This window comes from Mucilaginibacter inviolabilis, assembly GCF_011089895.1.
GTDB classification, from domain to species: Bacteria; Bacteroidota; Bacteroidia; order Sphingobacteriales; family Sphingobacteriaceae; genus Mucilaginibacter; species Mucilaginibacter inviolabilis.
On sequence record NZ_JAANAT010000005.1, the window covers coordinates 141840 to 166830 of the forward strand.

The following is a 24991-nucleotide window of genomic DNA, read 5'->3' on the forward strand; positions in this document are numbered from 1 at the left end:
ATTTTAGTCCCTGTCACGACTCAGTTTGGTAAATACCAGCGGATTTTCATTCAACTCCAAGGTTTCGCGGCGATGTTTTACAATATGTATAGCTGTAAACAGCGCCTCGCGGAATGATATTTCCGAAGCCTGGTTTTTACCCGCAATATCATAAGCGGTACCATGATCGGGCGAAGTGCGTACAAAGTTTAAGCCTGCGGTAAAGTTAACTCCCGATTCAAAAGCTATTTGCTTAAAAGGAATAAGTCCCTGGTCGTGATACATAGCCAGCACCGCATCAAATTGCAAATAAGTTCCATTGGCAAAAAAACCGTCGGCCGAGTATGGGCCAAATGCCAGTATATCATTATTACGGGCCTCTTCAATGGCCGGGATAATCACTTCTTTTTCTTCGCTGCCAATCAGTCCGTTATCGCTGGCATGTGGGTTAAGGCCCAGCACTGCTATTTTGGGTTTGCGTATCCAGAAATCATTTTGCAGGCTATGGTTCATCAGCTTAAGCTTGGCCAGTATTTTTTCGCCGTTAATACTTTCAGATACCTTGCTGATAGGAATATGTCCGGTTACAACACCAACCCGCAGGGTATCGCTCACCAGGAACATCAGCGATTCAGCTGCGCCATCGCGCTGTTGTAAATATTCGGTATGACCCGGAAAATTAAACTGGTCGCTTTGTATGTTGTCTTTATTGATAGGCGCTGTGATCAGGGCATCAATATAACCTTCCTTCAGATCAAAAGTGGCGCGCTCCAAAGAGATAAAGGCGTATTTTCCACCGGCCTCGGTAACCTGGCCCATTTCAATTTTCACATCCTCTTCCCAGCAATTGATCATGTTGGGCTTTTTGGATTGCGATTGCGACGGATCATTAATAACATGAAAATTAAGCTCATTAACCTGGGTTGCACGACGATGAAACGAAGCTACCTTAGTATGCCCGTAAACAATGGGGGTACAATAATCATAAATGCGGGCGTCTGCCAGTGTTTTTATAATTATTTCTAATCCAATGCCATTTACATCACCTATGCTTATCCCTACTTTAATTTTATCGCTCATGTTATTATGTATGATTACACTGATTACTACAGGATTTCACCGATTTTGAGGCAATTTCACTGACCATAATCTGTTTATATTTATGTTAAACCTGGCCTTAAACTTTATGCTTTTGGCCTTGGGCTTTTGGCTTTTTTTACTGCAAATAAAAGATTTTAAGCTTATAGTTCCCGAATAAAGCACAAATATGCCTTAATTTGCTCAAATATTTGATTAATAATGACGTTGGTAAGGGCAAAAAAACATTTAGGGCAACATTTTCTGACAGATAAAAATATCGCAGCTAAAATTGTGGACAGCCTGAAACCAGATGGCCGTTACCAACACGTACTGGAAGTTGGCCCGGGGATGGGTATCCTGTCCGACTTTTTATTGCAGAAGACCGAGTATGAAGTGTCTCTAATCGATATTGATGAGGAATCATACCAGTTTCTACAAAAAAAATACCCTCAACTCGGCAACCGCCTCATTAATGCCGACTTTCTGGAGATGGATTTTAAAGGCGTATTCCAGGGTCCGCTGGCTATTATTGGCAATTTCCCCTATAATATATCCTCCCAGATATTATTTAAAGTGCTCGACAACCGCCAGCAGGTAGTGGAAGTAGTTGGCATGTTTCAGAAGGAAGTGGCCGAACGTTGTACTGCCAAGGCCGGTAGTAAGGAATATGGCATCCTGAGCGTGTTTTTGCAGGCCTATTATAAGGTAGAATACCTGTTTACCGTAAAAGCGGGGGTGTTTAATCCGCCGCCCAAGGTACTTTCGGCAGTAATCAGGCTGACGCGGAATAGCGCAGAAGCACTGGACTGCGACGAAAAACTATTCTGGCAAATTGTAAAAGCCGGTTTTAACCAACGCCGTAAAACCCTGCGTAATGCCATATCATCATTGATCAATAAAGAACAGATGGCAGGCAATACCACCCTCGATCTGCGGGCCGAACGCCTCACCGTTGCCGATTTTGTAAAACTAACCAACGAAGTAGCTGCAGGTCGAAACCATCAATAAAATCTACTCGAAAAAACTTTTTAAACCCCGGATTTTAACAAAATCCCGATCAAAAACGGGGGAAAATGAGCTCAAAAAAGCTCTAAAAAACTCGATTTTAACACTTTTTAACAAATTCCAACATGGTTTTGATGTGCTTTTAAAACTTTAAAAAGTATTAAATAATTGACAACCATTTTATTACACACCAAACGGTCAGTTTTGGACCTCATTTTTTCTTAACTAAACAGGCCTGCTCCCTTTGATAAAGGAAGCAGGCCTGCTGTTTACATATAAAGATAAGTAATTTTTTTGACTCCGGCACTGATTATGTATAACCGTATGGGAGATTGCTTTTAAAATAGGAGGCACCTACGGAGCCCATGCTCCTTCTATATTTTATCTATAAACAGGTTACTCCTCTGGAGTTGTGTTTGTGTCATTTGCAAAACTCCGGAGGAGTAACCTGTTTATAGACAGAAAACATTTATTTATGGCTCCGTAGGTGCCTCCTACAAACTATTTAAGGTAAAAGCAATTTTTCCGTAACCCTAAATTGAACTACCCACTTCAAGCAAATTAAATAATCATAATATCATAAAAAGTTAACAGGATTACCAACACTTTTGCGCTGTTCTTTTTATCTGTTCGTGGATTCCCCTACTCCCGCAAAACCCTAATCGGTTCAATACCATATGAAAAAGCAATTCTCCATAGCACTACTGGCCTTGTTTATGATAACAGGGCGACTGATGGCACAAACCGCCAAACACGTTATCTTTTTGACCATTGACGGGCTACGACCCGATTTTTATCTCGACAGCGGGTGGCAAACGCCTAACCTGCGCGCGCTGATGAAAAACGGAGCTTATGCCAAAGGCGTAAACAGCGTATCCCTTCCATGACCTATCCTTCACATACCACTATCGTTACGGGTGTGCAGCCTGTAAAACATGGCATATTTTATAACAATATATTTACCCCCGATGGTGCGCCACAACAGCCCTACTGGCAGGATAGCTCCATTCATGCCCCTACCATCTGGAAAGCTGCCAAAGAAAAGGGCATGACCGTTGCTTCGCTCTACTGGCCCGTATCGGCCAATGCCCCGGTTGATTACAACATCCCGGACATAGGCGGCCTGGGCGATGGGGTTCGCGAGCAGTATTCGTTACCACAGGGTTTTTATGCCGAGGTAAAGAAAGAAGTGTTTGGTGGCGTTGACGTAATAGATGCGGGAAAGAATCAGAACATAGCTCAAATAGCCGCTTATGTAATCAAGAAAAGTAAGCCCGGGCTTATGACCATTCACGTATTTTCTGTAGACGGTGCGCAACATACCGAAGGGCGTTACGGACCACATGTACGGGAAGCGGTAGCCGATGCTGATGCTGCCGTGGGTATTATTGTAGATGCCCTGAAAGCAGCAGGTATATGGGAAAGCACCGTATTGCTCATAGGTGGCGACCATGGGTTTTACGATGTAAAAAAGACGATCTCGCCCAATGTATGGCTCAAAGAAGCCGGCTTGATCACCGATCTGAAAACCGGCGACTGGAAAGCCCAATTCAATGCCTCCGGCGGATCTGCTTACCTGTACCTGAAGGATCCTGCTGATAAAGCTACCGCCGATAAAGTAAAAGCATTACTGGACGCACAACCCGATAACGTTAAACAATATTATCGTATTATCAGCAAAGAACAATTAACCAAAGGCGGTTATAACCCCAATGTTGCCTTCGCGCTTACCGGCGAGCATGACGCTGCATTTGGCAATGCCAGTACGGGCAATGCTGTAAAACCCGGTAAAGGCGGCACACACGGGTATTTCCCCGACACCAAAAATATCCTTACCGGTCTCATCGCCCATGGCCCCGGCATCCGGAAAGGCGCTGTGATCGAAGAAATGAATCTGCGCGATATGACACCCATTATGGTAAAACTGCTGGGTATTCCGTTTTCAAAAGTGGATGGAAAAATACCGGAGGGGTTATTGGAATAGTTGACTATTATTCGGACGGCTTTACATATTCTTTGTCATCCTGAGGAACGAAGGATCTATTCTACAATTGAAAAGTTCAACAATAGATGCTTCACTGCATTCAGCATGACAAATCTTATGCTTCTTTTGCCCTCGTGAGCTTTCAGCTCGTGGTACACATGGCTTCAGCTGACGTAAGCTGGAAGCTTACCATATGCAGCCCACGAGATACGCTATCGCTAATCTCGCGGGAGCAAATAAGAATATCGTTCCCCCTTCAGGGGGTTAGGGGGCTAATCTATCGGTATCACCACCGGCGCATCCTGCATTTTCTTCACCATTTCGGCCATGCGTTTAATGAACAGATAATTGGCCGTGCCACCAATTACGGCGCCCACCACGGGTACCATTCTTTCGGCAGTACGGGTGCCCAGTACCATCAGGAATTTTTCGGCAATGCCCTCCATCATGGTTTTGGATATGGCTACGCCAGCCTCCACACTTAACGAAGTGGCAACCAGACCCATGAAATCATTAAATTCAATTTGGTAACTGCCCTTATTATAATACATAATGGCCATAGTTACCCTAAATTGCTGGGTAATGAGGTTGGCAAAATCAATAGGCAAACCGGCTATAAGCGTGATCATACCGCCACTGCCTGCAACAGCACCCGAGCCCGCTGCCATCATCGCGCATTGGTTTATAAACTTATCCAACCCCATCGTATCAACCCCTTTTTTTATCTTGAGCTGATCTATATGAGTAAATATTTGTTTAAAGCCGCTATCGGCCAGCTTTTCGGCCTGGTGTTTGATGTCGGCGCCCAGCTTTTTTATTTTGATTAATTTCATCTTTGTCATTAATTTTAAGTTGTGAGTATTAAGTTATAACCAAAAACTCCATACTTAATACTCAGTACTCCAGACTTATAAAGCTATTCCCGTGCCAGTTTTTGAAACCGCTCAAAATGGCAGTTTTTACTTCGACGCCACAACCTCGCCTTTATCATTCAGGCTTTCTATAACAGGTTGATTTTGTTGATTGATATAAATTTTAAGACGGGGTCTGCCTTTATCATCCCGTAAAAACAGGCCTACTTCGCCTTTGGTGGTTTTGCCTACAAAAAGCCGTTCGGCGGTTATAACGCCCGGTTGTTGTAGTTTTTTGACGCCGGCATTGTACGCAGCGGTATCATTCAGTTTCTTTAATGAATCTACATAGGTCATCACTTTCGCCGAAGGAAAATTATCGTACTTATCCCACAGTTTAAAACCATAGCTCCGTTGCAGATTTTTACCTTGATTATATTGATTGTATTGTAATTGCATGATCTGATCGTTCAGATATTGATCGATAGAATAAACCATTCCAGCGCCATTTTTATTGCCATCATAAACCAGTCCGCCGCATTCGTCTCCATCGTCATTAAAAAATATCATGCCTGCGGGGCGGTCGCGTTTAGGCAGCTCTTTACCGCCGAGGGTGCCCGGGTGCTGGCGCTCGTGATTACTGATAGCCATGCGGATCTGACCATTGGCATCAACAATATCCAGGCGTTCGGCGGTAATGTGTTTAAAATGTTCGTTGATGTTATTGTTCTGCCTGAATGCTGTTACTATTAATACCAGCAAGGTTAACATACCTGAGTATATTTTTAATGCTTTAACCTGTTTTTGTAAGTTTTCCATAAAATATTGATTGGTTGCTAAACAAATATATTTAAAATGGTCGGTGAAAAAGATTCATCTGGTTTACTTGCGCTCGTTTGTAAACGAACTCAAGATTGAATGATGCATAGCCGACTCACCCGGTCTACGCTCCGCTGGACCACCCTCTCTTCGCCTGCGGCGGAAAGAGGGTAAAGAAAAAAGAAAGAGAACCCCTCTCTACGCTTCGCGTAGAGAGGGGTGACGAGCGAAGCGATGTCGGGGTGAGTCATTACCGGCGTTCAAAATACAGCATGCTACATCTGCCTTGCAATTCTATTCAAACTGTAAAAATCTGTCACACAATAAATAGCTGATGGCGAATAATTGGAGGTTTTGTAGATTTGCCCTTTCATAATATTTCGAAATTGAAAAATAACATTCTTATAGTTGACGATGTGCATCCCATATTTATGGAGATGGCCACCGCCAAAGGTTATCAATGCGATTACCAACCCCTGATCAAAGCTGATGAAGCTTTGCAGATCATAGGCGATTACGCCGGACTGGTGATCCGTTCCAAATTCAGGGTTGATAAACAGGTGATAGATGCCGGAACCAACCTGCGTTTTGTGGCTCGCGCCGGTGCTGGTATGGATAATATCGACGAAGCTTATGCGAGCGAAAAGGGCATCAGCCTGATCAACGCGCCCGAAGGTAATTCAGACGCGGTGGGCGAACATGCCATTGGTTTGCTGTTATCTTTAATGAATAATTTAAATAAAGGCGATGCCGAAATACGCGGCGGCAGCTGGCAGCGCGAAGCCAATCGTGGCTTTGAGCTTAAAGGTAAAACCGTAGGAATTATTGGTTACGGACATATGGGGCATAGCTTTGCCCGTAAGCTTTCGGGTTTCCAGGTAGAGGTAATTGCTTACGATAAATATAAAACCGGCTTTAGCGATCGTTATGCCCGGGAGGTAAGCATGGAGGATATTGTGAAACATAGCGATGTACTGAGTCTGCACATCCCGCTTACACCCGAAACAAATGGATTGGTGGATGACGAATATCTTTTCCACTTTAAAAAGCCTATATTTTTCATCAATACTTCGCGTGGCAAAACAGCTAAAGTAAGCGCAGTGCTGAACGCTATTAAGCAGGGTAAAATACTGGGTGCGGGTTTGGATGTATTGGAGGTAGAAAAATTCCCGGCCCTGGCCGAGCAGGTATGGTTTGATGAACTGCGCCAAAGCGGCAGGGTGTTGCTGAGCCCCCACGTTGCCGGCTGGACATTTGACTCCTACCGCAAAATAAGCGAAGTAATGGCCGAGAAACTGGAGGCGATTGGATAATGTGCAGATATGCAAATGAGCGGATATGCAGATGCAAAGAGGGTTATCAATCATTTGCACATCTGCATATTTACACATCCGCACATCAAATAAATTTGGATATTAAAATTTAAATAACTTATCTTCGTTAAATACAAAAGCAAGACTATGTAGGCTCGGGCCCATGTAGTCTTGTTTGTTTTTAGAGTCATTGCGTCCCTCTTAAAAAAAGGGGGGCGGTTTTTTTTGGGATGACCAACTAAGTGAACATTAAATAATTTATTGTTATGGCAGAGGTATCATACTTTACCAAAGATGGTTTAGAGAAATTAAAAGAAGAATTACAAAAATTAAAAACAACCGGACGTGCGGATATATCAAGAGCTATAGCCGAGGCCCGGGATAAAGGTGACCTTTCTGAAAACGCGGAATACGATGCCGCAAAAGAAGCACAAGGCTTGCACGAGGCTAAAATTGCGCAAATGCAGGAAACCCTGGCTAATGCACGCCTGCTTGATGAGTCGAAACTGGATGTATCCAAGGTGTTGGCATTATCTGTGGTAAAGATCAAAAATCTTAAAAACGGCGCTACTATGAGCTACCAGCTGGTATCAGAAAGCGAAGCCGATATGAAAGCCGGTAAAATATCGGTAACATCTCCAATTGCAAAAGGCTTGCTGGGCAAAAAAGTTGGCGAAACCGCCGAGATCACTGTACCGGCCGGTAAAATTGAATTTGAAATACTGGAAATCAGCAGATAGGCTTATTGGTTGATTGAGTTATATTAGGTTGGTTCAGTTTCAGGAAACAGCAATGTTTGCATAAACACAACGAAAAATCAAAATTCGGGCAACTTAATCAAACTCAATCAACTATTCACACAATCAACTAAAAACATCATGAGCATTTTTTCAAAAATAATAGCGGGCGAAATACCCGCGCACGTAGTAGCTGAAAGTAATGAGTTTTTAGCTTTTCTGGATATTAGTCCGCTGGCTGAAGGGCATGTGCTGGTAATACCCAAAAAAGAGGTTGATTATATATTTGACCTGGACGACGAAACTTATACCGGCCTGCACATTTTCGCGAAAATTGTGGCAACAGCGCTCAAAAAGGCTATCCCTTGCAAAAAAGTTGGCGTTGCGGTAATTGGTTTAGAAGTTCCGCATGCGCACATCCATCTGATTCCCATGAACCGGGTTGATGATATGAACTTTGCCCGCCCCAAACTAAGCTTTACCCCCGAAGAACTTAGTGCTACCAAAGAAAAAATCAAGGCTGCTCTGCGGGATTGAGTGAATTGATGTGCGGATGTGCAAATAAAAAATAATTGTCATTCTGAGCGCAGCGAAGAATCTGGCATGTAATATGCAAATCGGCGAATAGATACTTCGCTCCGCTCAGGATGACAAACTTTTATAATCAAACTTAATCTTCCCTGTACTAATCTCTCGAAAACCTGAAATTATCCAGAATGACCCCACTGATTGCAGGCGAATTTCAAATTGACATTTTTTCTGATCCTGATTTTCGGCGCGACTCGACAGCTAATGTTCATGATTATAACGCCATTTATGTCAATGAGAATGGTTATCGATCTACATCAGCTTTTGGGATAAAGGTTTATAAGGAGGGCTCACTTTTAAATAGTGCACTTATTGGGGCATCTGGTGGAGGTACGGCTATTCACGCAACCGGAATGATCATTGAACCTGACAGGTTGGTGATCTGTTGTTCTGATAGTGTATTTTGCCTTGGCATACCAACTTTGCTGTTACAGTGGAAAACCAAAGCCGATTTTGCCACTTGTTTTGAAATATTCAAATATCAATCAGACTATATTGTTCACGGTGAAATAGAAATCAGTCGTTTAGGTGCCAATGGTGATTTGATTTGGCAGCAGAGCGGTGCTGATATTTTTGTAACATTGGATAGCAATGAAGAAGAGTTTGTTATTACCAATGATTATATTCTGGCTACTGACTGGGATAACAGAAAATATAAGTTTGATTTTGACGGAAACGTCATTCTATAAAGTTATCCCTGCCACCGCGAACTTTCCGTTTAACTTAAACCAAAGACCTAACTATTTTGCTAATAACAACTACAGCATTGGGCTAAAGCCCTGTTGCCCTGGCCAATTATCCGTTGGCTGAAGCCAACGGCAATGAATTAATTATTTATTATTCTTTTTAATTCATTGCCGTCCCTTTTAAGGGGCGGATAAATAGACCAACAGCTAGTGGCTTTAGCCTAACCCCCTACTATGAAGATTTGATTTGCTTACTCCAGACTTCTCCCCTTCCCGAAGAAAGGAGCTATACGTACTCCTGTTTCCTCTTTATAGACTCAAGATTTCAAACTTTGGACTAAAGACCACCAACAAGGTGCGGCGGCAAAGGCATATGTTCGCTGAATTTATCTGGGAGTGGTGCCATGCGTCCGTTTTGCAACGGGATCAATCCAGACCAGATAGGCAATGCCTCATCTTCTTCGTCGTCAACCGGCATTCCTGAGCGAATCTTGGCCGATGCCTCCTCAATACTGAAAGCCAAAGCAGTTGTTTTGCGTACTTCATTTTCTTTAATGGGACGCAAATAGTCCCAACTGCCCGGTACAATTTTATCGGTAAGCCATTTAAAAGCTTCGATTTTATCTTCTACGCTCTCTACTTTTTCGGCTTGCGCAAATATCACTACCGAGCGGTAATTCACCGAGTGGTGAAAAGCCGATTTGGCAACCACCAGAGCATCCATCAGGGTTACCGTGATACAAACCGGGATGCCTTTTTCCAGCTCGCGGATAAAGTGACTGCCTACCGAGCCATGAATGTAAATTTTATCCCCGTAACGCACAAAAGCTGTAGGGATAGAAAAAGGCTTATTTTCAAACGAATAACTGATGGTGCAATAAAGCGCTTCGTCAAGTATGCTATGGATGGTTTCCGGTTCATAGTTGGCTCTTTTGGCCGACCGGCTCGGAACGAGATGTGATTTTGGAGCTGCCATAATTTTGTTTTTTTATAAAATTATATGTTTATTGGATCGTCATAATCATCCAATTATTACAAAACAGGTAGTCCAGTTTATAATGCAGATACTTTCATCACTTTTATATATCGATAAAAACAATACCCTGCCTGTTTATTTGCAGATCAGCAACCAATTAATGGGACTGATCAAAGCGGGTACTTTATCCGCCGGGTATAGGCTACCGAGCACCCGCCAGCTGGCGCTTTCATTAAGCATCCACCGTAAAACAGTAATACGTGCTTACGACGAATTGCTGGCGCAGGGCTGGCTGGAAAGCCAAACGGGCAGCGGCACCTTTGTAGCCGGGCATTTACCCGCGTTTAAACCACAGGCTATAGTTTCCGGCTTTATTAATACAGCGCAGGTAGCCGGTTTTAATATCGGCTCGGTAACGCACCTTCAGCGCAAAGTAACTCTTTCCAATACGCCGCTGCACCTTGATGATGGCTTTCCGGATACGCGGCTGGCTCCTGTGCTTGATATGTCGAGAGCCTATCGTACTCAGCTATTAACCGGCAATCCTTACACCCGTTTGGGTTATGGCGATACCCGGGGTTCGGCATGGCTGCGCGAGGAACTGGCAGCGTACCTGAACCAAACCCGTGGCCTGCACATCAGCCCGGCCAATATTATTCTGGTACGCGGAACGGTGATGGGCTTGTATCTGGCCTGTACTGGTTTATTGCAAGCAGGCGACACCGTAGTGACCGGCGAACCAGGCTGGATGGGCGCGCAGATGAACTTTTTACAGGCGGGCGCCAACCTGGTTAAAATACCCGTAGATGAGTATGGATTGGATATCGATGAGCTTGAACGGCTTTGCCAAAAACAACCGGTGCGTATGGTTTATGTTACCTCGCACCACCACTACCCTACCACAGTAGCCCTGCGGGCCGACAGACGCGTGCAGTTGCTGGCATTAGCTCAAAAACATGGTTTTATCATTTTTGAGGACGATTATGACTACGATTTTCATTACCAGAATAAACCCCTGATGCCGCTTGCCAGCGCCGATGAAGCGGGTATGGTGTTGTATTGCGGCTCGTTTTCAAAAACCATATCGCCCGCCATCCGGGTGGGGTATCTTATTGGGCCCGAAAATGTGATTGAACATCTGGCCTGCTTACGTCGTATTATTGACCGCCAGGGCGATACCTTGTTAGAAAACGCGGTGGCCGAGCTCTTGCAAAATGGTATTATTCAGCGCCATTTGCGTAAATCATTGCGCGTTTACCGGCAAAGGCGTGATGCTTTTTGCGATCTGATGAACAGCCAATTGTACCATCATGTACAATTTAAGATCCCCGATGGTGGCCTGGCTGTATGGACGCAGTTTGATAAACATATAGATTTGGTGAAGCTATCCCAAAATGCCTTAAAACAAGGTCTGTATTTGGATGGGGAAAGTGCAATATCCAACACTACCAGGCTTGGCTTTGCGTCATCCACCGTTGAAGAACTACAGCTCAGTGTTGAAATATTAGCCAAATTACTCCGTGATATTTAAAATACTTAGTCCACTTTTTATTGTAGAGACGCACAATTGCGGCCCCTTGCTAAATAAGGCCAATAGAGCCATAATAAACGCAAATATGCGCCTCCACAGCCGGCCATAGAACCGGATATGGCGGGCAATGTTTAAAAGTTTAACATATCAACTAATACGCTTTGCTTATAAAAGCCGTTTATAAACTAATTTATTTTAAAAACAGCCGTGTGCGTAAACCAACACTCACACGGCATCACCAACATCAAGATTATGAAAAAATTATTATTGAGTGCGGCATTACTGATAGCGGTCAGCATCGGAGCCAAAGCACAAGTTTCATTAGGTATTAAAGGCGGTGTCAATTTTTCAAAAATCAGCACCGACAATGTAAAAGAATCAACCCTTACCGGTTACCAGGCCGGTTTATTTGCCCGCATAGGTAACACCTGGTATTTACAGCCCGAGCTTTATTTAAGCGGTACAGGCGGTAAATTTGAATCGAGCGATAACAATACCGCATTTAACGGTAAAGTGCGGTTTACCAACCTGAACGTGCCTTTGTTAATCGGCAGATCATTTGGGCAAAAAGACCTGAATTTCCGCGTAATGGGCGGCCCTATTTACACTTATCAATTAGATAACAGTGTAAGTTTAGGCAGCAATCTGAGCGGAGCTGCTAATAATTTCAACAAAAGCAATATTGGTTATCAGGTGGGTGCGGGCGTTGACATAGGCTCTATCACCGCCGATTTGCGTTATGAAGGCGGCTTAACCAAGGTAAGCGACAGCTTTGCCAAGCGTCAAAACCTTTGGGCGCTAAGCGTAGGATTTAAGATACTTTAAGGGAGTCTTTTTTACACCATTAATTTGTCATGCTGAACGCAGTGAAGTATCTGCTAGCTCGTATGATAGTTCGTTAATAGATCCTTCGCCCCGCTCAGGATGACAAAGAATAAAAACAAAAGCCCCGGCAGATAACCTGCCAGGGCTTTTGTTTTATATCTGCAGGGATAGTCCTGTCTTATTTTGCATTAAACTGTAAGCCCGTAACCCCGGCTACCAAGGCTACCTGTTTTACAGGTTTGTAAATAAAGTACAGCTTGTGCAGTTTGCCATCCGTTACCGGGTTGATGGTTACATGGGTAAGCCCCCCTTTCTGGTCGGCTGTTGGCACAGGCATACTTCCTTTACCTGCCAGCTCACCATCGGGCGCATCTAAGCGCACCTCAAAATCGAGGGTATTGTTTGGAGGTGCCTGCCAGAAGTTGGTCATATCTACCGAGCGTACACCGGTCAGATCGATACCATCTACTTCAAACCAGCCGCCGTTTTGCGGCATAATCATCAGGTTAATACCGTTGTATTTAAACGCGGTAAAGCCGTTCACTTTTTCGTTACCGGCAAATAAGTAATTATTGCTCTTTAACGTTGCCACACCCCTGCCGGTTAAGGCTTTAATGTTTTTACCGCCATTGTCTGTATAAGCTGCCGACAATACCATGGTAGCATTTGGCTGTTTACCCGGTTTTGGTATGATGCTGCCCTCTGCAGGTAGGGATTTCTTTTTATTGCCCTGATTATTTAATGAAAGAACCCAGGTAATGATCTGCTCCACATCGGCTTTTTTAATGCTGGGGTGTGCCGACATCGGTACTTCGCCCCAAACACCGGCGCCACCTTTTATTACCTTTTGGGTCAGTTTAGTCATCGCCTTAGGGTCCTTTTTATATTTAGCCGATACTTCGGTAAATGACGGACCTATTGATTTGCCCACTTCTTTATGACAGCTTTTGCAATCCATGCTCAGCATAATAGCTTTGCCGCTGTTTTCGGGAGTAGTTTGTTCTAACTGCGTTGCCGATACCGGTTTTTTATAATCATCAATGTAGTTAACCTCTACAAAAATGCGACTGCGGTCGACACTGGCAGTTTTAGTACCATCAGTTACCTTTACCGCGTATTTAACAGGCACACCCGGAAGATAAAAAGATTTGTTGCCACCGGTTAATTTTACCGTTACCTGTGGCTCTTCATTACCAGCATATACATTTAATGGTGTGCTTTTAGTTTTGGCGCCGTGGATGTCTTTGGCGGTAACCGTAATGTTATAACTGCCTACTTTGGTGTAAGTATAGTTTAACTCCGGAACTGTTGTTTCTTTAGTAACTCCGTTACCCAGGTTCCATGAGTAAGTGATTTGATCGCCTTCCGGGTCGGTAGCTTTAGCGCTTAGTTTAACGGCAAACGGTAAATTGCCCGATGTTTTATTGGCTTTTAAGAAAGCTATAGAAGGCGGTCTGTTGCCGCTGATATAATCAATACGGAACAATCCGGCATCGGGGTTTTTACTGAACCAGCCGCTGCCATATTCCAAACCATATAACCTGCCATCGGGGCCTACTTCCATATCGATCATGGAATTCGATTTCAGTTTCGGGAAAAATGGTTCCATTTTATCGAAATCACCCTCTGGGGTCATGCTAACCGCTTTTATCCAGCCGCGCATCCACTCATAAGCAAGAAATTTACCATTATAATACTCGGGTAAGCGTGTCGAATCCGGATACATATCAGTATAATAAACCGGACCGGCCATAGCGTTACGGCCGCCTGTACCTACCTGCGGAAATTCTGCCGAAGGTCCATAAGGATACCATATGAATGCAGGCTGTGCTGGCGGCAGATCCCTTAAACCCGTGTTATTTCGCGACTCATTAATAGGATGCTGCGGATCAAATGCTGCGCCGGAAGTACCGGTAGCATAATCATAAACATGATATGGTTTGTTATCGGCCACAAAATAAGGCCAGCCAAAGTTGCCTGCTTTACGGGCCTGGTTTATCTCATCGTAACCCATTGGGCCGCGGGTATCTAAACTATCATTGTGCGCATCGGGCCCAACTTCGCCCCAATATAAGTTACTATTCTTTTGATCGACCGAAATACGGTAGGGGTTCCTGTCGCCCATTACATAAATTTCGGGGCGTGTTTTTGGTGTTCCTTTCGGGAAAAGATTTCCTGCGGGGATATCATAAGTTCCGTCGTCATTAATCTTAAGACGCATAATTTTACCGCGCAGATCGTTAGTATTACCGGCCGAGCGGCGGGCATCAAACTGGTAATGACCTGGTCTGTCGTCTAAAGGTGCGTAGCCGCTGCTCACATATTTCTGTCCTTTCTCATCAAAAGGCGTTGAGTTATCACCAGCCGAGAAGAACAATATTTTATCAGGACCCGGGCCAAAAGCGATGGAGCCGCCAGTATGACAACAAATTTCGCGCTGGGCCTTTACTTCCAATATTACTTTTTCGGTTTTCTTGGTAATGGTATCGCCCTCAAAAGTAAATCTCGACAGGCGGTTAACTGAGCTATCGGCAGGGCTGTAATAAATATAGATCCAGTGGTTTTTGGCAAAATCAGGGTCTTTAGCCAGGCCCAGCATCCCTTCTTCGGCATTTACGCCGGGAGTATGCAGGGTTTTATAATATACATCAAAAGCACCTACCTGCTTTACTTTCCGAGTAGTGTGGTTGTATAACATAATCTCGCCACGACGCTGCAATACCAGGATATCAAAATTAGGCAGAATGGTCATCTCAGTAGGTTCATAAAACGAACCTGTTACTAACTGTGTTTTTTTAAACCGATCCTCATCGGGCGGCAATTGTGTTTTAACCTTTGAATAATCAAGGTCCTTGTTTTCGCCAATGGCATATTTTATACCGCCAAGCAGCATTTTAAGATAGTCGGCATCTTTATAAGTTTCGTCGGTATGGCCCAATTCGGTGTAAAAGGCACGTCCGCCATCAAAATCATGGTACCATACCATAGGATGATAGCCCATTCTTTTGCCTCCGGTATAGCTGCTTTCGTCAATAGTAACCAATACATGAACATCGGGTGCAGGCGCTTTTTTAAAGCTGTAAAACTCATCGGTATGTTTCCATACTTTGGGCAGGTGTTTGGTTGCCGCGTTATTGTTATCCACTACGTTTAAAACACCCGGCTGCACATTAGGGCTTTTATCATGAATGCCCGGGTGGTCATAAAACCAGGCCCCAGCCAAACGGCCGTACCAGCCCCAATCATACTCGGTATCGGTAGCGGCGTGTACACCCACATAACCACCGCCGGCTTGTATGTAACGCTCAAAGGCAGCTTCCTGCCGGTAATTGAGTACATCGCCGGTAGTGCTTAAAAAGATAACGGTGGCGTATTTTTTAAGGTTATCGTCGGTAAACATGTCGGCATTTTTAGTGGTATCCACATCAAATCCGTTTTCGCTGCCCAGTTTCTGAATGGCTGCGATACCGACATCAATTGAGGCATGATGGAAACCCATTGTTTTTGAAAATATAAGCACACGGGGTTTACCGCTCCCAGCCAGTTTAAATGCAAGATAAGTGATGCAGCAACAGGCTGTGAGAAAAAGGAGTAGGATTTTTTTCATGGTGTTATTATAATTGGTTTAATTGGGTTTTACGATCAGGAACAAGGGCTTCGCAATCGATTACAATAATAAGTATTCGATCAAATTTATCATAAAAATATTAAGATAATAATATCAATGCGTAAAAATGACACAATTGAGAAAAGAATCAAGAAATAAGAGTCAGGAATCAAGAGAGAAAACAACTTAAACGCAGGAGTAAAGATAAGTAAGGTGTATTTTTTGTCTTAATTCTTGATTCTAATTTCTTGGTTCTATTGCAAAACAGCAAAGCCCCTGATGGGCAGGGGCCTTTACTAACCAATTATAAACCTAAATTATGAGAAGAGCTGTAGGAGAAGGAGTCGAACCTCCACGGAGTGGTTATTTTTATTGCTAAAAGTTTCCCAATTTCTCCGCCACCGCGACAAGGAGGTGTGTCTGCCAAAATTTCACCATCCTACAGGATAAAAGTTCCACGACTTGCTGAGGAACTTGCTGTTGGGGAAGGATTCGAACCTCCACAGAGTAGTTAGCCCGCTTCGGGTTTTCTATGATCTCCGCCACCGGGACAAGGAGGTGTGTCTGCCAAAAATTTCACCACCCAACATTGTTTTTTTGATTAAAGAACAGAAAGCAATTGTCATTTGCTTGATACAAATTTAATAGACCCATCAATTCCTTGCAAATATTTCAACAAAAATATTTTATTTTTATTCAAATTTTAATTAAACTTGTATTTCAATATAGATATTCAAATTTATGTCCCACAGAAAAGCTCAAAATTTAGAAATTGATAATCTTGATATTCAGATTTTATCAATATTAATGAAGAATGCTACCACTCCGTACACCGAGATAGCTAAAGAGTTAATCGTTTCTGGCGGAACCATACACGTGCGAATGAAAAAGTTGGAAGAGATGGGTGTAATAAAGGGAGCCAGCCTGGAAGTAGATCCTCAAAAACTAGGTTATGACATTACAGCATTCCTGGGTATTTACCTCGAAAAGGGCTCTCAGTACAACGAGGCGGTTAAGCAATTAAAAACCATAAAAGAGATTGTTGAGCTGCATTATACTACCGGCGAGTGGAGTATCTTCGCCAAGATCGTATGTCATGATACCACCCACCTGCGCGAGGTTTTGAACGAGCAGATTCAGGGAGTTAAAGGTATCCAACGTACCGAAACCTTTATTTCGCTTGAAGAAAGCATCAGGAGGCAGATCACTTTGGAATAAAATTTTACTTGATATACCCCAACTGTCATCCTGAGGAACGAAGGATCTATTCGTACAACAGATCCTTCGCTATCGCTCAGGATGACAATTTAATTTTATTGCCCTATTTAAACTTACTCTTTAAAGCAGCCAGCTTTAAAGCCATATCAGTTTCTGGTTCTTTTTCAACCCGTTTATTATAAGTGGGTTTATTGTTCCCGTTGCCAGGCCTTCTGTCGTCATTCCGTCTTTCCTGCGGGGCGCTTTTATCATTTTCTTTCATGGATAGAGCTATGCGCTTGCGGTTCACATCAACCTCGGTCACGGTAACCTCCACCTTCTGGTGCACTTTCAATACCTCGTTTGGATCTTTGATATACCGATTGGTGATCTGGCTCAGGTGAACCAATCCATCCTGGTGAACACCAATATCTACAAAAGCGCCGAAGTTGGTAATGTTGGTGACGATGCCCGGCAGCTTCATGCCCACTTTCAGATCGCCAATGGCATTTACGCCATCGGTAAAGCTGAAAGCTTCAAACTGCTCGCGCGGGTCGCGACCGGGTTTGGCCAGCTCGGCCATGATATCATTTAAGGTAGGTAAACCCACCGTTTCTGAAGTATATTTTTGCAGCGGAATGCTTTTACGCAGCGGAGCACTGCCCATCAAATCCTTCACCGTGCAATTCATGTCTTTGGCTATTTGTTCCAGCAGGCTGTAACGCTCGGGGTGTACCGCGCTGGAATCCAGCGGATTTTCGGCATTGTGGATGCGTAAAAAACCAGCCGCCTGTTCAAAAGCCTTATCGCCCAGACGGGGAACTTTCTTCAACTGGTCGCGGCGTTTAAATGCTCCATTCTGATCGCGGTACTCCACGATGTTTTGCGCCAATTGCGGACCAAGACCTGATACATAAGCTAATATCTGTTTAGATGCCGTGTTCAGCTCCACACCTACCGCGTTTACGCAGCTCATTACGGTATCATCCAGTGAAGTTTGTAGTTTGTTCTGATCCACATCGTGCTGGTATTGGCCAACACCTATTGATTTTGGGTCGATTTTTACTAATTCAGCCAGTGGATCCATCAATCTACGGCCTATAGATACCGCCCCTCTTACGGTGATATCCTTATCCGGGAATTCTTCCCGCGCCACATCGGATGCAGAATAGATAGATGCTCCGCTTTCATTCACCATTACAATCACTGCGCCTGGCAAATTCAGATTGCGTACAAACACCTCCGTTTCGCGACCGGCAGTACCGTTACCAATGGCAATAGCTTCGATATTGTATTTCTCAAACAAATGCTGAACAGTTTTTTCGGCTTCACGCGCCTGCCCTGCTCCCGTATGCGGGTAAATGGCGGTATTTTCCAATAGCTTGCCCTGTTCGTCTAAACAAACCAGTTTGCAACCAGTGCGAAAACCCGGGTCAATAGCCATAACCCGTTTTTGGCCCAGTGGTGCGCTCAATAACAATTGGCGCGCATTTTCGGCAAACACACGGATAGCTTCTTCGTCGGCTTTCTTTTTGGTAACCAGGCGCACCTCGGTTTCCATAGATGGTTTCAGCAAGCGTTTGTAACCATCGGCAATGGCCTGTTTAACCTGATCGGCAGATGAGTTGATGCCTTTTACAAAAGTATCTTCCAATATGGCAATGGCTTGTTCCTCTTCGGGTTTAATATCCAGCCACAGGATCTCTTCTTTTTCGCCCCGGCGCATGGCCAGGATACGGTGTGAGGGAGCCGATTTTACGGGTTCTGTCCAGTCGAAATAATCTTTATACTTGATGCCTTCCTCTTCCTTACCTTCGGCAACTTTGGATTGAAAGGTTCCCTTTTCAATAAACAGCTCGCGGATGCGGGTACGTACCTCGGCATTTTCGCTGATGGTTTCGGCAATGATATCCCTTGCGCCGGCCAGGGCTTCTTCTATGCTGTTCACCCCTTTTTCGGCATCTATATAGACCTCGGCAGCGGTTTCAAGATCAACTTTGTTTTGCTCCAGTAATAAATCGGCGAGGGGCTGCAAGCCTTTTTCGCGGGCCGTGGTAGCACGGGTTTTTCGTTTGGGGCGATAGGGCAGGTAAATGTCCTCCAGCGTCACCATAGTTTCGGCCTCGTTGATCTGCTTTTCCAGCTCGGGGGTTAGTTTACCCATGTCGGTAAGCGATTTCAGGATGGCCTCCCGACGTTTATCCAGGTCGCGCAGTTGTTGTACACGGTCGCGGATTTCGGTCACCTGCACTTCATCAAGCGTACCGGTAACCTCTTTACGGTAACGGGAAATAAACGGAACGGTAGCGCCCTCGTCAAGCAATTCAACTGTGGCACTCACCTGCTTTTCGGCAATGGAAAGCTCCTGGGCTATTTTTTTATAATGCGATATCATAGTAAACTTTGGACTGCGAAGTTGGGCACTCTTTGGTTAAAAAGCAAAAATGGTTTGTAAAAAGAATGGCGAAGGTATTATAAGGTCAGGTCAGGCCGAATTTACTCGCCGCCAATGTTGGTGTTGTCACCAACATTATACTTACTGGTTAATTACTCATGCAGATTGTTGTTGGTGACAACACCAACAACGGCAGTGGAGGGGTGCTTCGTACCCTTACAGCAATGACATGATATAGTATTTATTATTTAAGGTAATCCATTACTTAGCCACCTTCCTCACCACCTTCTCAATCGCTCTCCCCCAAAACTCCCCCAAAGCTAAAGCACCTTGTTTGTTGGGGTGCAGGTAAAATGTGCCTTGCTTGCCATTTTCAGGTATCAGATCCGTTAAATGATGTTTCTTGAAGTAGTTGAATCCTTTTTTATCCCCCACAAAAACGTGGTGTGGATTGGTGGTACCGTAAGTAGCTACCAGGCTATCCAGTTTGGGCACATAACTTTGCAGACGCGATAAACCTTCCTGCAGATACTTGCCACCATTATAGGTATTTGGACTGTACCAAAGGGGGTGCTGATAAATAATGATAGCTTTCGGAAAATCGGTCAGCAGCTTATCGGTTATCGTTTTTACATTTTGGATATAATCAGCAGGCGATACGGGTGAGCCGTGCGGGCCTTGTATGGCGCTGTCGTTAGTGCCTAATTTCATGGAAAATATCAGCAGGGCTTCTTTATCCGTAAAAGCTCCAGCAGCCTGTTCTACCTGGGTAAAGGTGTTGGTACCGGGTAAAAAATCAAGTGTGGTATAACCACTGTGGCCCTGGTTGCTAAATTCAACCGTACCCAGGCTTACCTGTTTACGCAGCCAGGCTATGGCGGTAGCAGGCGGCGCTTCCGCAGCCGGATCAGTCAGCTGCACGCCTTGCGTAATGCTATTGCCGATAAAAACAATGTTGATATTTGTTTTTTTGGATTGGGCAAAGATTGATGAAATGCTGCAGCATAATAATGCGGCAATAAAAAAATGCTTCATATTGGATAGTTCAGTAAACCCCTTCCTCCCCTTCCCGCGGGAAGGAATTGCACGTGGCCTGGCTTTTAACACATTCATAACTCGCTACTCCCTCACCATTTCACGCCCATGTTCCAGAACATGAAGGCCCATTTATCAACCTGACCGCTGATTACCTGGGCTGTTGATTGCCCGGCGCCATGGCCCGCTTTGGTTTCAATACGGATGAGTACCGGGGCCGTACCTTTCTGATATTCCTGCAGGCGTGCGGCAAACTTAAAGGAATGCGCAGGTACCACACGGTCGTCATGATCGGCGGTAGTAACCATCGTTGCCGGATACTCCTGCGGCTTTAAGGCATGATACGGCGAGTAGTTGTACAGGTATTGAAACATTTCTTTCGAATCTTCGGCGGTACCATAATCGTAGCTCCAACCGGCTCCCGCGGTAAATTTGTTATAACGTAACATATCCAGAACACCTACCGCCGGGAAAGCTACTTTGAACAGATCAGGGCGTTGAGTGATCATCGCTCCTATCAGCAGACCGCCATTGGAACCGCCCGATACCCCCAGGTGCTCTTTAGAGGTATATTTATTTTTGATGAGATATTCAGCTGCGGCAATAAAATCGTCAAATACGTTTTGCTTTTTCATTTTGATGCCCTTGCGGTGCCAGGTTTCGCCATACTCGCCGCCGCCACGCAGGTTCGGCACGGCGTAAATACCGCCATGCTCCAACAATATAATGTTTGATGTACTGAAAGCCGGCGTCAAACTAACACCGAAACCACCATAGGCATATAATAAGGTAGGATTCTGACCATTCAGTACCGTACCTTTTTTATAAGTGATGATCATCGGGATTTTGGTTTTATCCTTAGAGGTATAAAACACCTGTTTTGATTCGTATAGTTCCGGATCAAACTTTACACCCGATTTTTTATACAAGGTTGATTTGCCAGTAGCAATATCCAGCTTAAAAATGGTGGGCGGATAAACATAATTGGTAAAAGTATAATAGGTTTCTTTCTCAACCTTTTTTGTGCCGAAGCCAGAAGCGGTCCCCACTGATGGCAGGGTAATGGTACGTTCCAGCTTGCCATTCATATCATATTGCTGCACAAAAGAAGTAGCATCCTGCAAGTATTCGGCGAAGATTTTACCACCGCCTGTAGTGGCGCTCAATACATTTTTAGTTTCGGGGATGAGGTTTTGCCAGTGGGTTACCGTTGGGTTTGCCGCATCAACCGTAACGATTTTAAAATTGGGGGAATAAATATTGGTAAGGATATATAGTTTACTGCCTACATTATCCAGTATCGAATGCTGATTATCAAAATTGTCTATCACATTTACAATATCGCTGCCCGGTTTGCTCAGGTCCTGTATGTACAGTTCGTTACCGGTGGTTGATGTAGCTGCGGTGATCACCAGAAAACGTTCGTCTTCGGTAAGATAGGCGCCAATGTAGCGGCGCGGGGTCTTATCACCGCCAAAAATAAGTTTGTCGGTACTTTGGGGAGTGCCCAGTTTGTGATAGTATAATTTATGATACTGTGTCATGCCCGATAGCTGACTGCCAGCTTTGGGTTTATCATAGCTGCTGTAATAAAAACCATCAGTACCTTTCCAGGCCAGACCGCTGAATTTGATATCAGTTAAAGTATCACCAACCACACTGTTATCTGCGGTTTTGATCACAATCACCTTCCGCCAGTCAGACCCGCCTTCGGATATCTGGTAAGCAGCCAGGTGGCCATCTTTGGTAAAATCTATCCCCTGTAACGAGGTAGTACCATCGGCTGAAAATTTATTGGGATCTAAAAACACCTCGGGGGTACCATTATCACCTATCTGCCGGTACAAAACCGATTGGCTTTGCAAACCATCATTCTTATAAAAATAGGTGTATTTACCCTCTTTAAAGGGGGCGGTGTATTTTTCGTAATTCCACAGGGTTTCCAGCTGTTTGCGTATTTCTTCGCGGTACGGGATCTGGCCCAGGTAGTTTTGGGTAACCTTATTTTCGGCTTTTACCCATTCTTTAGTATCTGTGGCCTGATCGTTTTCGAGCCAGCGGTATGGGTCTGGTACTTTGGTATCAAAATAAGTATCAACGGTATCAACTTTTTTGGTCTGGGGGTAGGGTAGCGTTTTTATAGTCATTTGTTGTGCATGGGTATAGCTGCAAAATAAAACAGCAAATGCAAATAAACAGGTAGTTAGTTTCATGTTGATTTTAAATTACAGGAAAACTAAAGGTAGGGATTTTGTTTGTCCGTTCATTGGCTCACTGGTTCATTTGTTCATTTGTCTTGGCAACATAGCTCTCCGATCCTGCACTAATGAACAAATGAACCAGTGAACTAATCAACTGATAAAGTTAAAAGTTGTTAATTTTAACCAATCCTGCTGTTTAATTGAGCGGGGCAAGCTATATTAGCCCCCGATTACGAAAACAAGCCAAAGCCGGGTTATTTAATCCCGCTTTTATTGATAACAGGTTCCGGATGTAATTATTTATTTACAATGGATTTTTACTATCTGCATCTTTATTGATAATAATGCTTTTTTTTACACGTTTGCTAAACCGGATAAGATGGTAAGCTGCAAACTTATACAAGTTGTTAGTACAAATTTATAACATGAAAAAAATCTTTACATTACTTACGGCAGCCCTAATGATGCTGATAGTGTTTAATGCACGGGCTCAGGATAGTCAAAACGATGGCGACGCCCCGGCCAAGCTTAAAAGCTACTTTGGCATATTTGGTGGCCAGTCACGCCCGATGAGCGATTTTAAAAGCACCGATTACAGCAACACTAAAGCAGGCTTTGCTAAAAATGGGCTTGTACTGGGTGTTGATGGAGCTGTTTATTTTTACAAACATTTTGCCATAGGCTTTACTGTATCCAAACAAGATCAGGGTAATTTAACCTATAATGATGATCAAATAATTTCACAGGGATATACTAATGATTTTAAAGCCGACGGCTCAACTGTTACTGCCGACAAGCGATACAGAAGCTACAATGTTTTGATTGGCCCACAATATACATTTGTATACCATCGCTTAAGGTTTGATCTGAGGGCATCGGCAGGTGCTATTAAAAATACCGCTACACCAAGTGTGGCTGTGGATATTACCGGTGTACCGGCACAAACCGGAACGTTTACCCAGCAAAGCTCAAAAGGTACAGCCTTTGCTTATGGTGGTAGTGTCGATGTTCGCTTTGACATGGGTTCGGGCTGGGACTTGTTGTTGAAAGGCAATTATATTAAGTCGGATGGACCAAATATTTCTACTACCGGCCGTACCAGTAACCTGGGCCGTATAGTTACCAAACAACCGATGACCGAAGGTCAGATTGTGTTTGGCCTGGTAAAAGAGTTTTAATTGATATCAAACAGGTTTCCACCTATTCTGCAAATAAAAAAGAGCCCGCTCATGAGCGGGCTCTTTTTTTATTGACTTATTTGGCTATTTAAGCGGTAGCTGGTTTTGGGCTGGATTGACTAAATTAACAAAAAAGTGGGTTTACATGGGTTTACACTTTTCATGGTTAACATTGATTCATGTAATTGATAATCAATTAATTACATATTTTTTGTGAGAAAAATGTGTAAACCCACTTTTTTATAAATATCACCGGCTAAATCTCAATTCATCAGTAGCCCAACAACAGTGGTGATTTTTATGATACAGCCTCTTTTATTTTTAATGAACCTCTATCTGCTGCGGCTGAGTGGCCACTACTTCGGGCTGTTCTTTAAACATTTCAAAAATACCGGTTACACATACCTGTTTGCCTTTGATATGCGGGAGATCTAATGTTGTTTTGCCCTTTACAGCAACAGTATATTTCTGATGCGGATAGGCACCGCCCAGATTAAGCAGCGTGAGCGTATCGTTTACCATTTTCATAGAATAAACCGTATCGCAAAGGGTGCCTGTTTTACCCAGGTTATTTTTAAATTCAGCAGCGTTAAACGCGTGCTGCGCGTTTGCCGCACCTGCAAAAGCAAGTAGCAAAACGGCCGAGGTTAATATCTTTTTCATCTCTGTAATGATAATGGAAAGCTTTGATTTATCGTGCTTGTCATCAAATATTTACAAATATACCTGGCCCATGTTTACAAATGGTTAAGCGCCAAGCTTGCTGTCCTTTTTCTTGTCGGGCTGCTGATCGGCCCGGGGAGCTATGCCATCTTCAAAGTTTAAGGTAAAGGCTGATTCCGAAGCGCGGCTCGCTCTTTCCAAACCGCTGATATTGGGCTCGTCGGCATCCAATATTTGGTTGCCGGTATCTACTCCGTCGCCCTGTTCAAATTCATTACCAGGGTCTTTATCTTCCTGAGCATCATCAAGATTGGGATTTTCTGGGATTGCCATAATTTTGT

21 protein-coding genes and 1 tRNA gene are annotated in these 24991 nt (G+C 44.0%); 11 read left to right on the top strand and 11 right to left on the bottom strand.

Annotated elements, in window-relative coordinates:
- Nucleotides 1-3: 3 nt before the first annotated feature.
- Nucleotides 4-1059 carry a 4-hydroxythreonine-4-phosphate dehydrogenase PdxA gene (gene pdxA, locus G7092_RS27235; RefSeq protein WP_166094817.1) on the bottom strand — a complete coding sequence of 352 codons (1056 nt, stop codon included), beginning with the start codon at nucleotides 1057-1059 and terminating at the stop codon, nucleotides 4-6.
- A 219-nt stretch (nucleotides 1060-1278) separates the two neighbouring features.
- On the opposite strand from pdxA, the gene rsmA reads away from it, so the two are divergent.
- The 3 genes from rsmA to G7092_RS27245 all read left to right on the top strand — a co-directional run bounded on the left by rsmA (nucleotide 1279) and on the right by G7092_RS27245 (nucleotide 4048).
- Complete coding sequence (gene rsmA / locus G7092_RS27240; RefSeq protein WP_166094820.1) at nucleotides 1279-2067, top strand: 16S rRNA (adenine(1518)-N(6)/adenine(1519)-N(6))-dimethyltransferase RsmA; 789 nt, start codon at nucleotides 1279-1281, stop codon at nucleotides 2065-2067.
- A 674-nt stretch (nucleotides 2068-2741) separates the two neighbouring features.
- The gene (locus tag G7092_RS30570; protein ID WP_202985440.1) at nucleotides 2742-2951 is read left to right on the top strand and encodes an alkaline phosphatase family protein; all 210 of its coding nucleotides are present in this window, start codon (nucleotides 2742-2744) and stop codon (nucleotides 2949-2951) included.
- A complete protein-coding gene (locus G7092_RS27245) occupies nucleotides 2948-4048 on the top strand; it encodes an alkaline phosphatase family protein (RefSeq protein ID WP_202985441.1) in 1101 nt (366 codons plus the stop codon). Before G7092_RS30570 ends, G7092_RS27245 begins: the two co-directional genes overlap by 4 nt.
- Nucleotides 4049-4320: 272 nt before the next feature.
- Here G7092_RS27245 and G7092_RS27250 read toward each other — a convergent pair whose 3' ends face one another.
- Nucleotides 4321-4881: a hypothetical protein gene (locus G7092_RS27250; RefSeq protein WP_166094822.1), complete on the bottom strand. Its 561-nt coding sequence runs from the start codon at nucleotides 4879-4881 to the stop codon at nucleotides 4321-4323.
- A gap of 126 nt (nucleotides 4882-5007) precedes the next feature.
- Nucleotides 5008-5718 carry a hypothetical protein gene (locus tag G7092_RS27255; RefSeq protein WP_166094824.1) on the bottom strand — a complete coding sequence of 237 codons (711 nt, stop codon included), beginning with the start codon at nucleotides 5716-5718 and terminating at the stop codon, nucleotides 5008-5010.
- 386 nt (nucleotides 5719-6104) lie between these two features.
- Here G7092_RS27255 and G7092_RS27260 point away from each other — a divergent pair, with 386 nt between their 5' ends.
- From G7092_RS27260 to G7092_RS27275, 4 genes are all read left to right on the top strand, one after another.
- Nucleotides 6105-7031, top strand: a complete 927-nt coding sequence (locus G7092_RS27260) for an NAD(P)-dependent oxidoreductase (RefSeq protein ID WP_166094826.1) — start codon at nucleotides 6105-6107, stop codon at nucleotides 7029-7031.
- A gap of 266 nt (nucleotides 7032-7297) precedes the next feature.
- A complete protein-coding gene (gene greA, locus G7092_RS27265; RefSeq protein ID WP_166094828.1) occupies nucleotides 7298-7771 on the top strand; it encodes a transcription elongation factor GreA in 474 nt (157 codons plus the stop codon).
- 135 nt (nucleotides 7772-7906) lie between these two features.
- Nucleotides 7907-8305 (top strand): HIT family protein, encoded by a 399-nt coding sequence (locus G7092_RS27270; RefSeq protein ID WP_166095551.1) that lies wholly within the window; start codon nucleotides 7907-7909, stop codon nucleotides 8303-8305.
- Nucleotides 8306-8484: 179 nt separating this feature from the next.
- The gene (locus tag G7092_RS27275; protein ID WP_166094830.1) at nucleotides 8485-9045 is read left to right on the top strand and encodes a hypothetical protein; all 561 of its coding nucleotides are present in this window, start codon (nucleotides 8485-8487) and stop codon (nucleotides 9043-9045) included.
- 334 nt (nucleotides 9046-9379) lie between these two features.
- On the opposite strand, the gene G7092_RS27280 is transcribed toward G7092_RS27275, so the two are convergent.
- Nucleotides 9380-10018 carry a pyridoxamine 5'-phosphate oxidase family protein gene (locus tag G7092_RS27280; RefSeq protein ID WP_166094833.1) on the bottom strand — a complete coding sequence of 213 codons (639 nt, stop codon included), beginning with the start codon at nucleotides 10016-10018 and terminating at the stop codon, nucleotides 9380-9382.
- A gap of 82 nt (nucleotides 10019-10100) precedes the next feature.
- Here G7092_RS27280 and pdxR point away from each other — a divergent pair, with 82 nt between their 5' ends.
- Together pdxR and G7092_RS27290 are read left to right on the top strand one after the other, a co-directional pair.
- On the top strand, nucleotides 10101-11549 hold the full coding sequence (pdxR, locus tag G7092_RS27285; RefSeq protein WP_166094835.1) for a MocR-like pyridoxine biosynthesis transcription factor PdxR: 1449 nt from the start codon (nucleotides 10101-10103) through the stop codon (nucleotides 11547-11549).
- A 252-nt stretch (nucleotides 11550-11801) separates the two neighbouring features.
- Nucleotides 11802-12374 carry a porin family protein gene (locus tag G7092_RS27290; RefSeq protein ID WP_166094837.1) on the top strand — a complete coding sequence of 191 codons (573 nt, stop codon included), beginning with the start codon at nucleotides 11802-11804 and terminating at the stop codon, nucleotides 12372-12374.
- Nucleotides 12375-12552: 178 nt separating this feature from the next.
- On the opposite strand, the gene G7092_RS27295 is transcribed toward G7092_RS27290, so the two are convergent.
- Both G7092_RS27295 and G7092_RS27300 read right to left on the bottom strand, forming a co-directional pair.
- Complete coding sequence (locus G7092_RS27295; protein ID WP_166094839.1) at nucleotides 12553-15981, bottom strand: ThuA domain-containing protein; 3429 nt, start codon at nucleotides 15979-15981, stop codon at nucleotides 12553-12555.
- Between the two features lie 477 nt (nucleotides 15982-16458).
- Nucleotides 16459-16570 (bottom strand) — tRNA-Asp (locus G7092_RS27300).
- A gap of 152 nt (nucleotides 16571-16722) precedes the next feature.
- On the opposite strand from G7092_RS27300, the gene G7092_RS27305 reads away from it, so the two are divergent.
- Nucleotides 16723-17199, top strand: coding sequence for an Lrp/AsnC ligand binding domain-containing protein (locus G7092_RS27305; RefSeq protein WP_076373882.1), 477 nt, complete (start codon nucleotides 16723-16725; stop codon nucleotides 17197-17199).
- 103 nt (nucleotides 17200-17302) lie between these two features.
- On the opposite strand, the gene G7092_RS27310 is transcribed toward G7092_RS27305, so the two are convergent.
- From G7092_RS27310 to G7092_RS27320, 3 genes are all read right to left on the bottom strand, one after another.
- Nucleotides 17303-19573 carry a Tex family protein gene (locus G7092_RS27310; protein WP_166094841.1) on the bottom strand — a complete coding sequence of 757 codons (2271 nt, stop codon included), beginning with the start codon at nucleotides 19571-19573 and terminating at the stop codon, nucleotides 17303-17305.
- Between the two features lie 261 nt (nucleotides 19574-19834).
- Nucleotides 19835-20608 carry a GDSL-type esterase/lipase family protein gene (locus G7092_RS27315; protein ID WP_166094843.1) on the bottom strand — a complete coding sequence of 258 codons (774 nt, stop codon included), beginning with the start codon at nucleotides 20606-20608 and terminating at the stop codon, nucleotides 19835-19837.
- 92 nt (nucleotides 20609-20700) lie between these two features.
- Nucleotides 20701-22821, bottom strand: a complete 2121-nt coding sequence (locus tag G7092_RS27320; RefSeq protein ID WP_166094845.1) for a prolyl oligopeptidase family serine peptidase — start codon at nucleotides 22819-22821, stop codon at nucleotides 20701-20703.
- A 413-nt stretch (nucleotides 22822-23234) separates the two neighbouring features.
- Here G7092_RS27320 and G7092_RS27325 point away from each other — a divergent pair, with 413 nt between their 5' ends.
- The gene (locus G7092_RS27325) at nucleotides 23235-23987 is read left to right on the top strand and encodes a hypothetical protein (protein WP_166094848.1); all 753 of its coding nucleotides are present in this window, start codon (nucleotides 23235-23237) and stop codon (nucleotides 23985-23987) included.
- 321 nt (nucleotides 23988-24308) lie between these two features.
- On the opposite strand, the gene G7092_RS27330 is transcribed toward G7092_RS27325, so the two are convergent.
- Nucleotides 24309-24650 (bottom strand): hypothetical protein, encoded by a 342-nt coding sequence (locus G7092_RS27330; protein ID WP_166094850.1) that lies wholly within the window; start codon nucleotides 24648-24650, stop codon nucleotides 24309-24311.
- Nucleotides 24651-24734: 84 nt separating this feature from the next.
- Nucleotides 24735-24983 carry a hypothetical protein gene (locus G7092_RS27335; RefSeq protein ID WP_166094852.1) on the bottom strand — a complete coding sequence of 83 codons (249 nt, stop codon included), beginning with the start codon at nucleotides 24981-24983 and terminating at the stop codon, nucleotides 24735-24737.
- Between the last annotated feature and the right edge of the window lie 8 nt (nucleotides 24984-24991).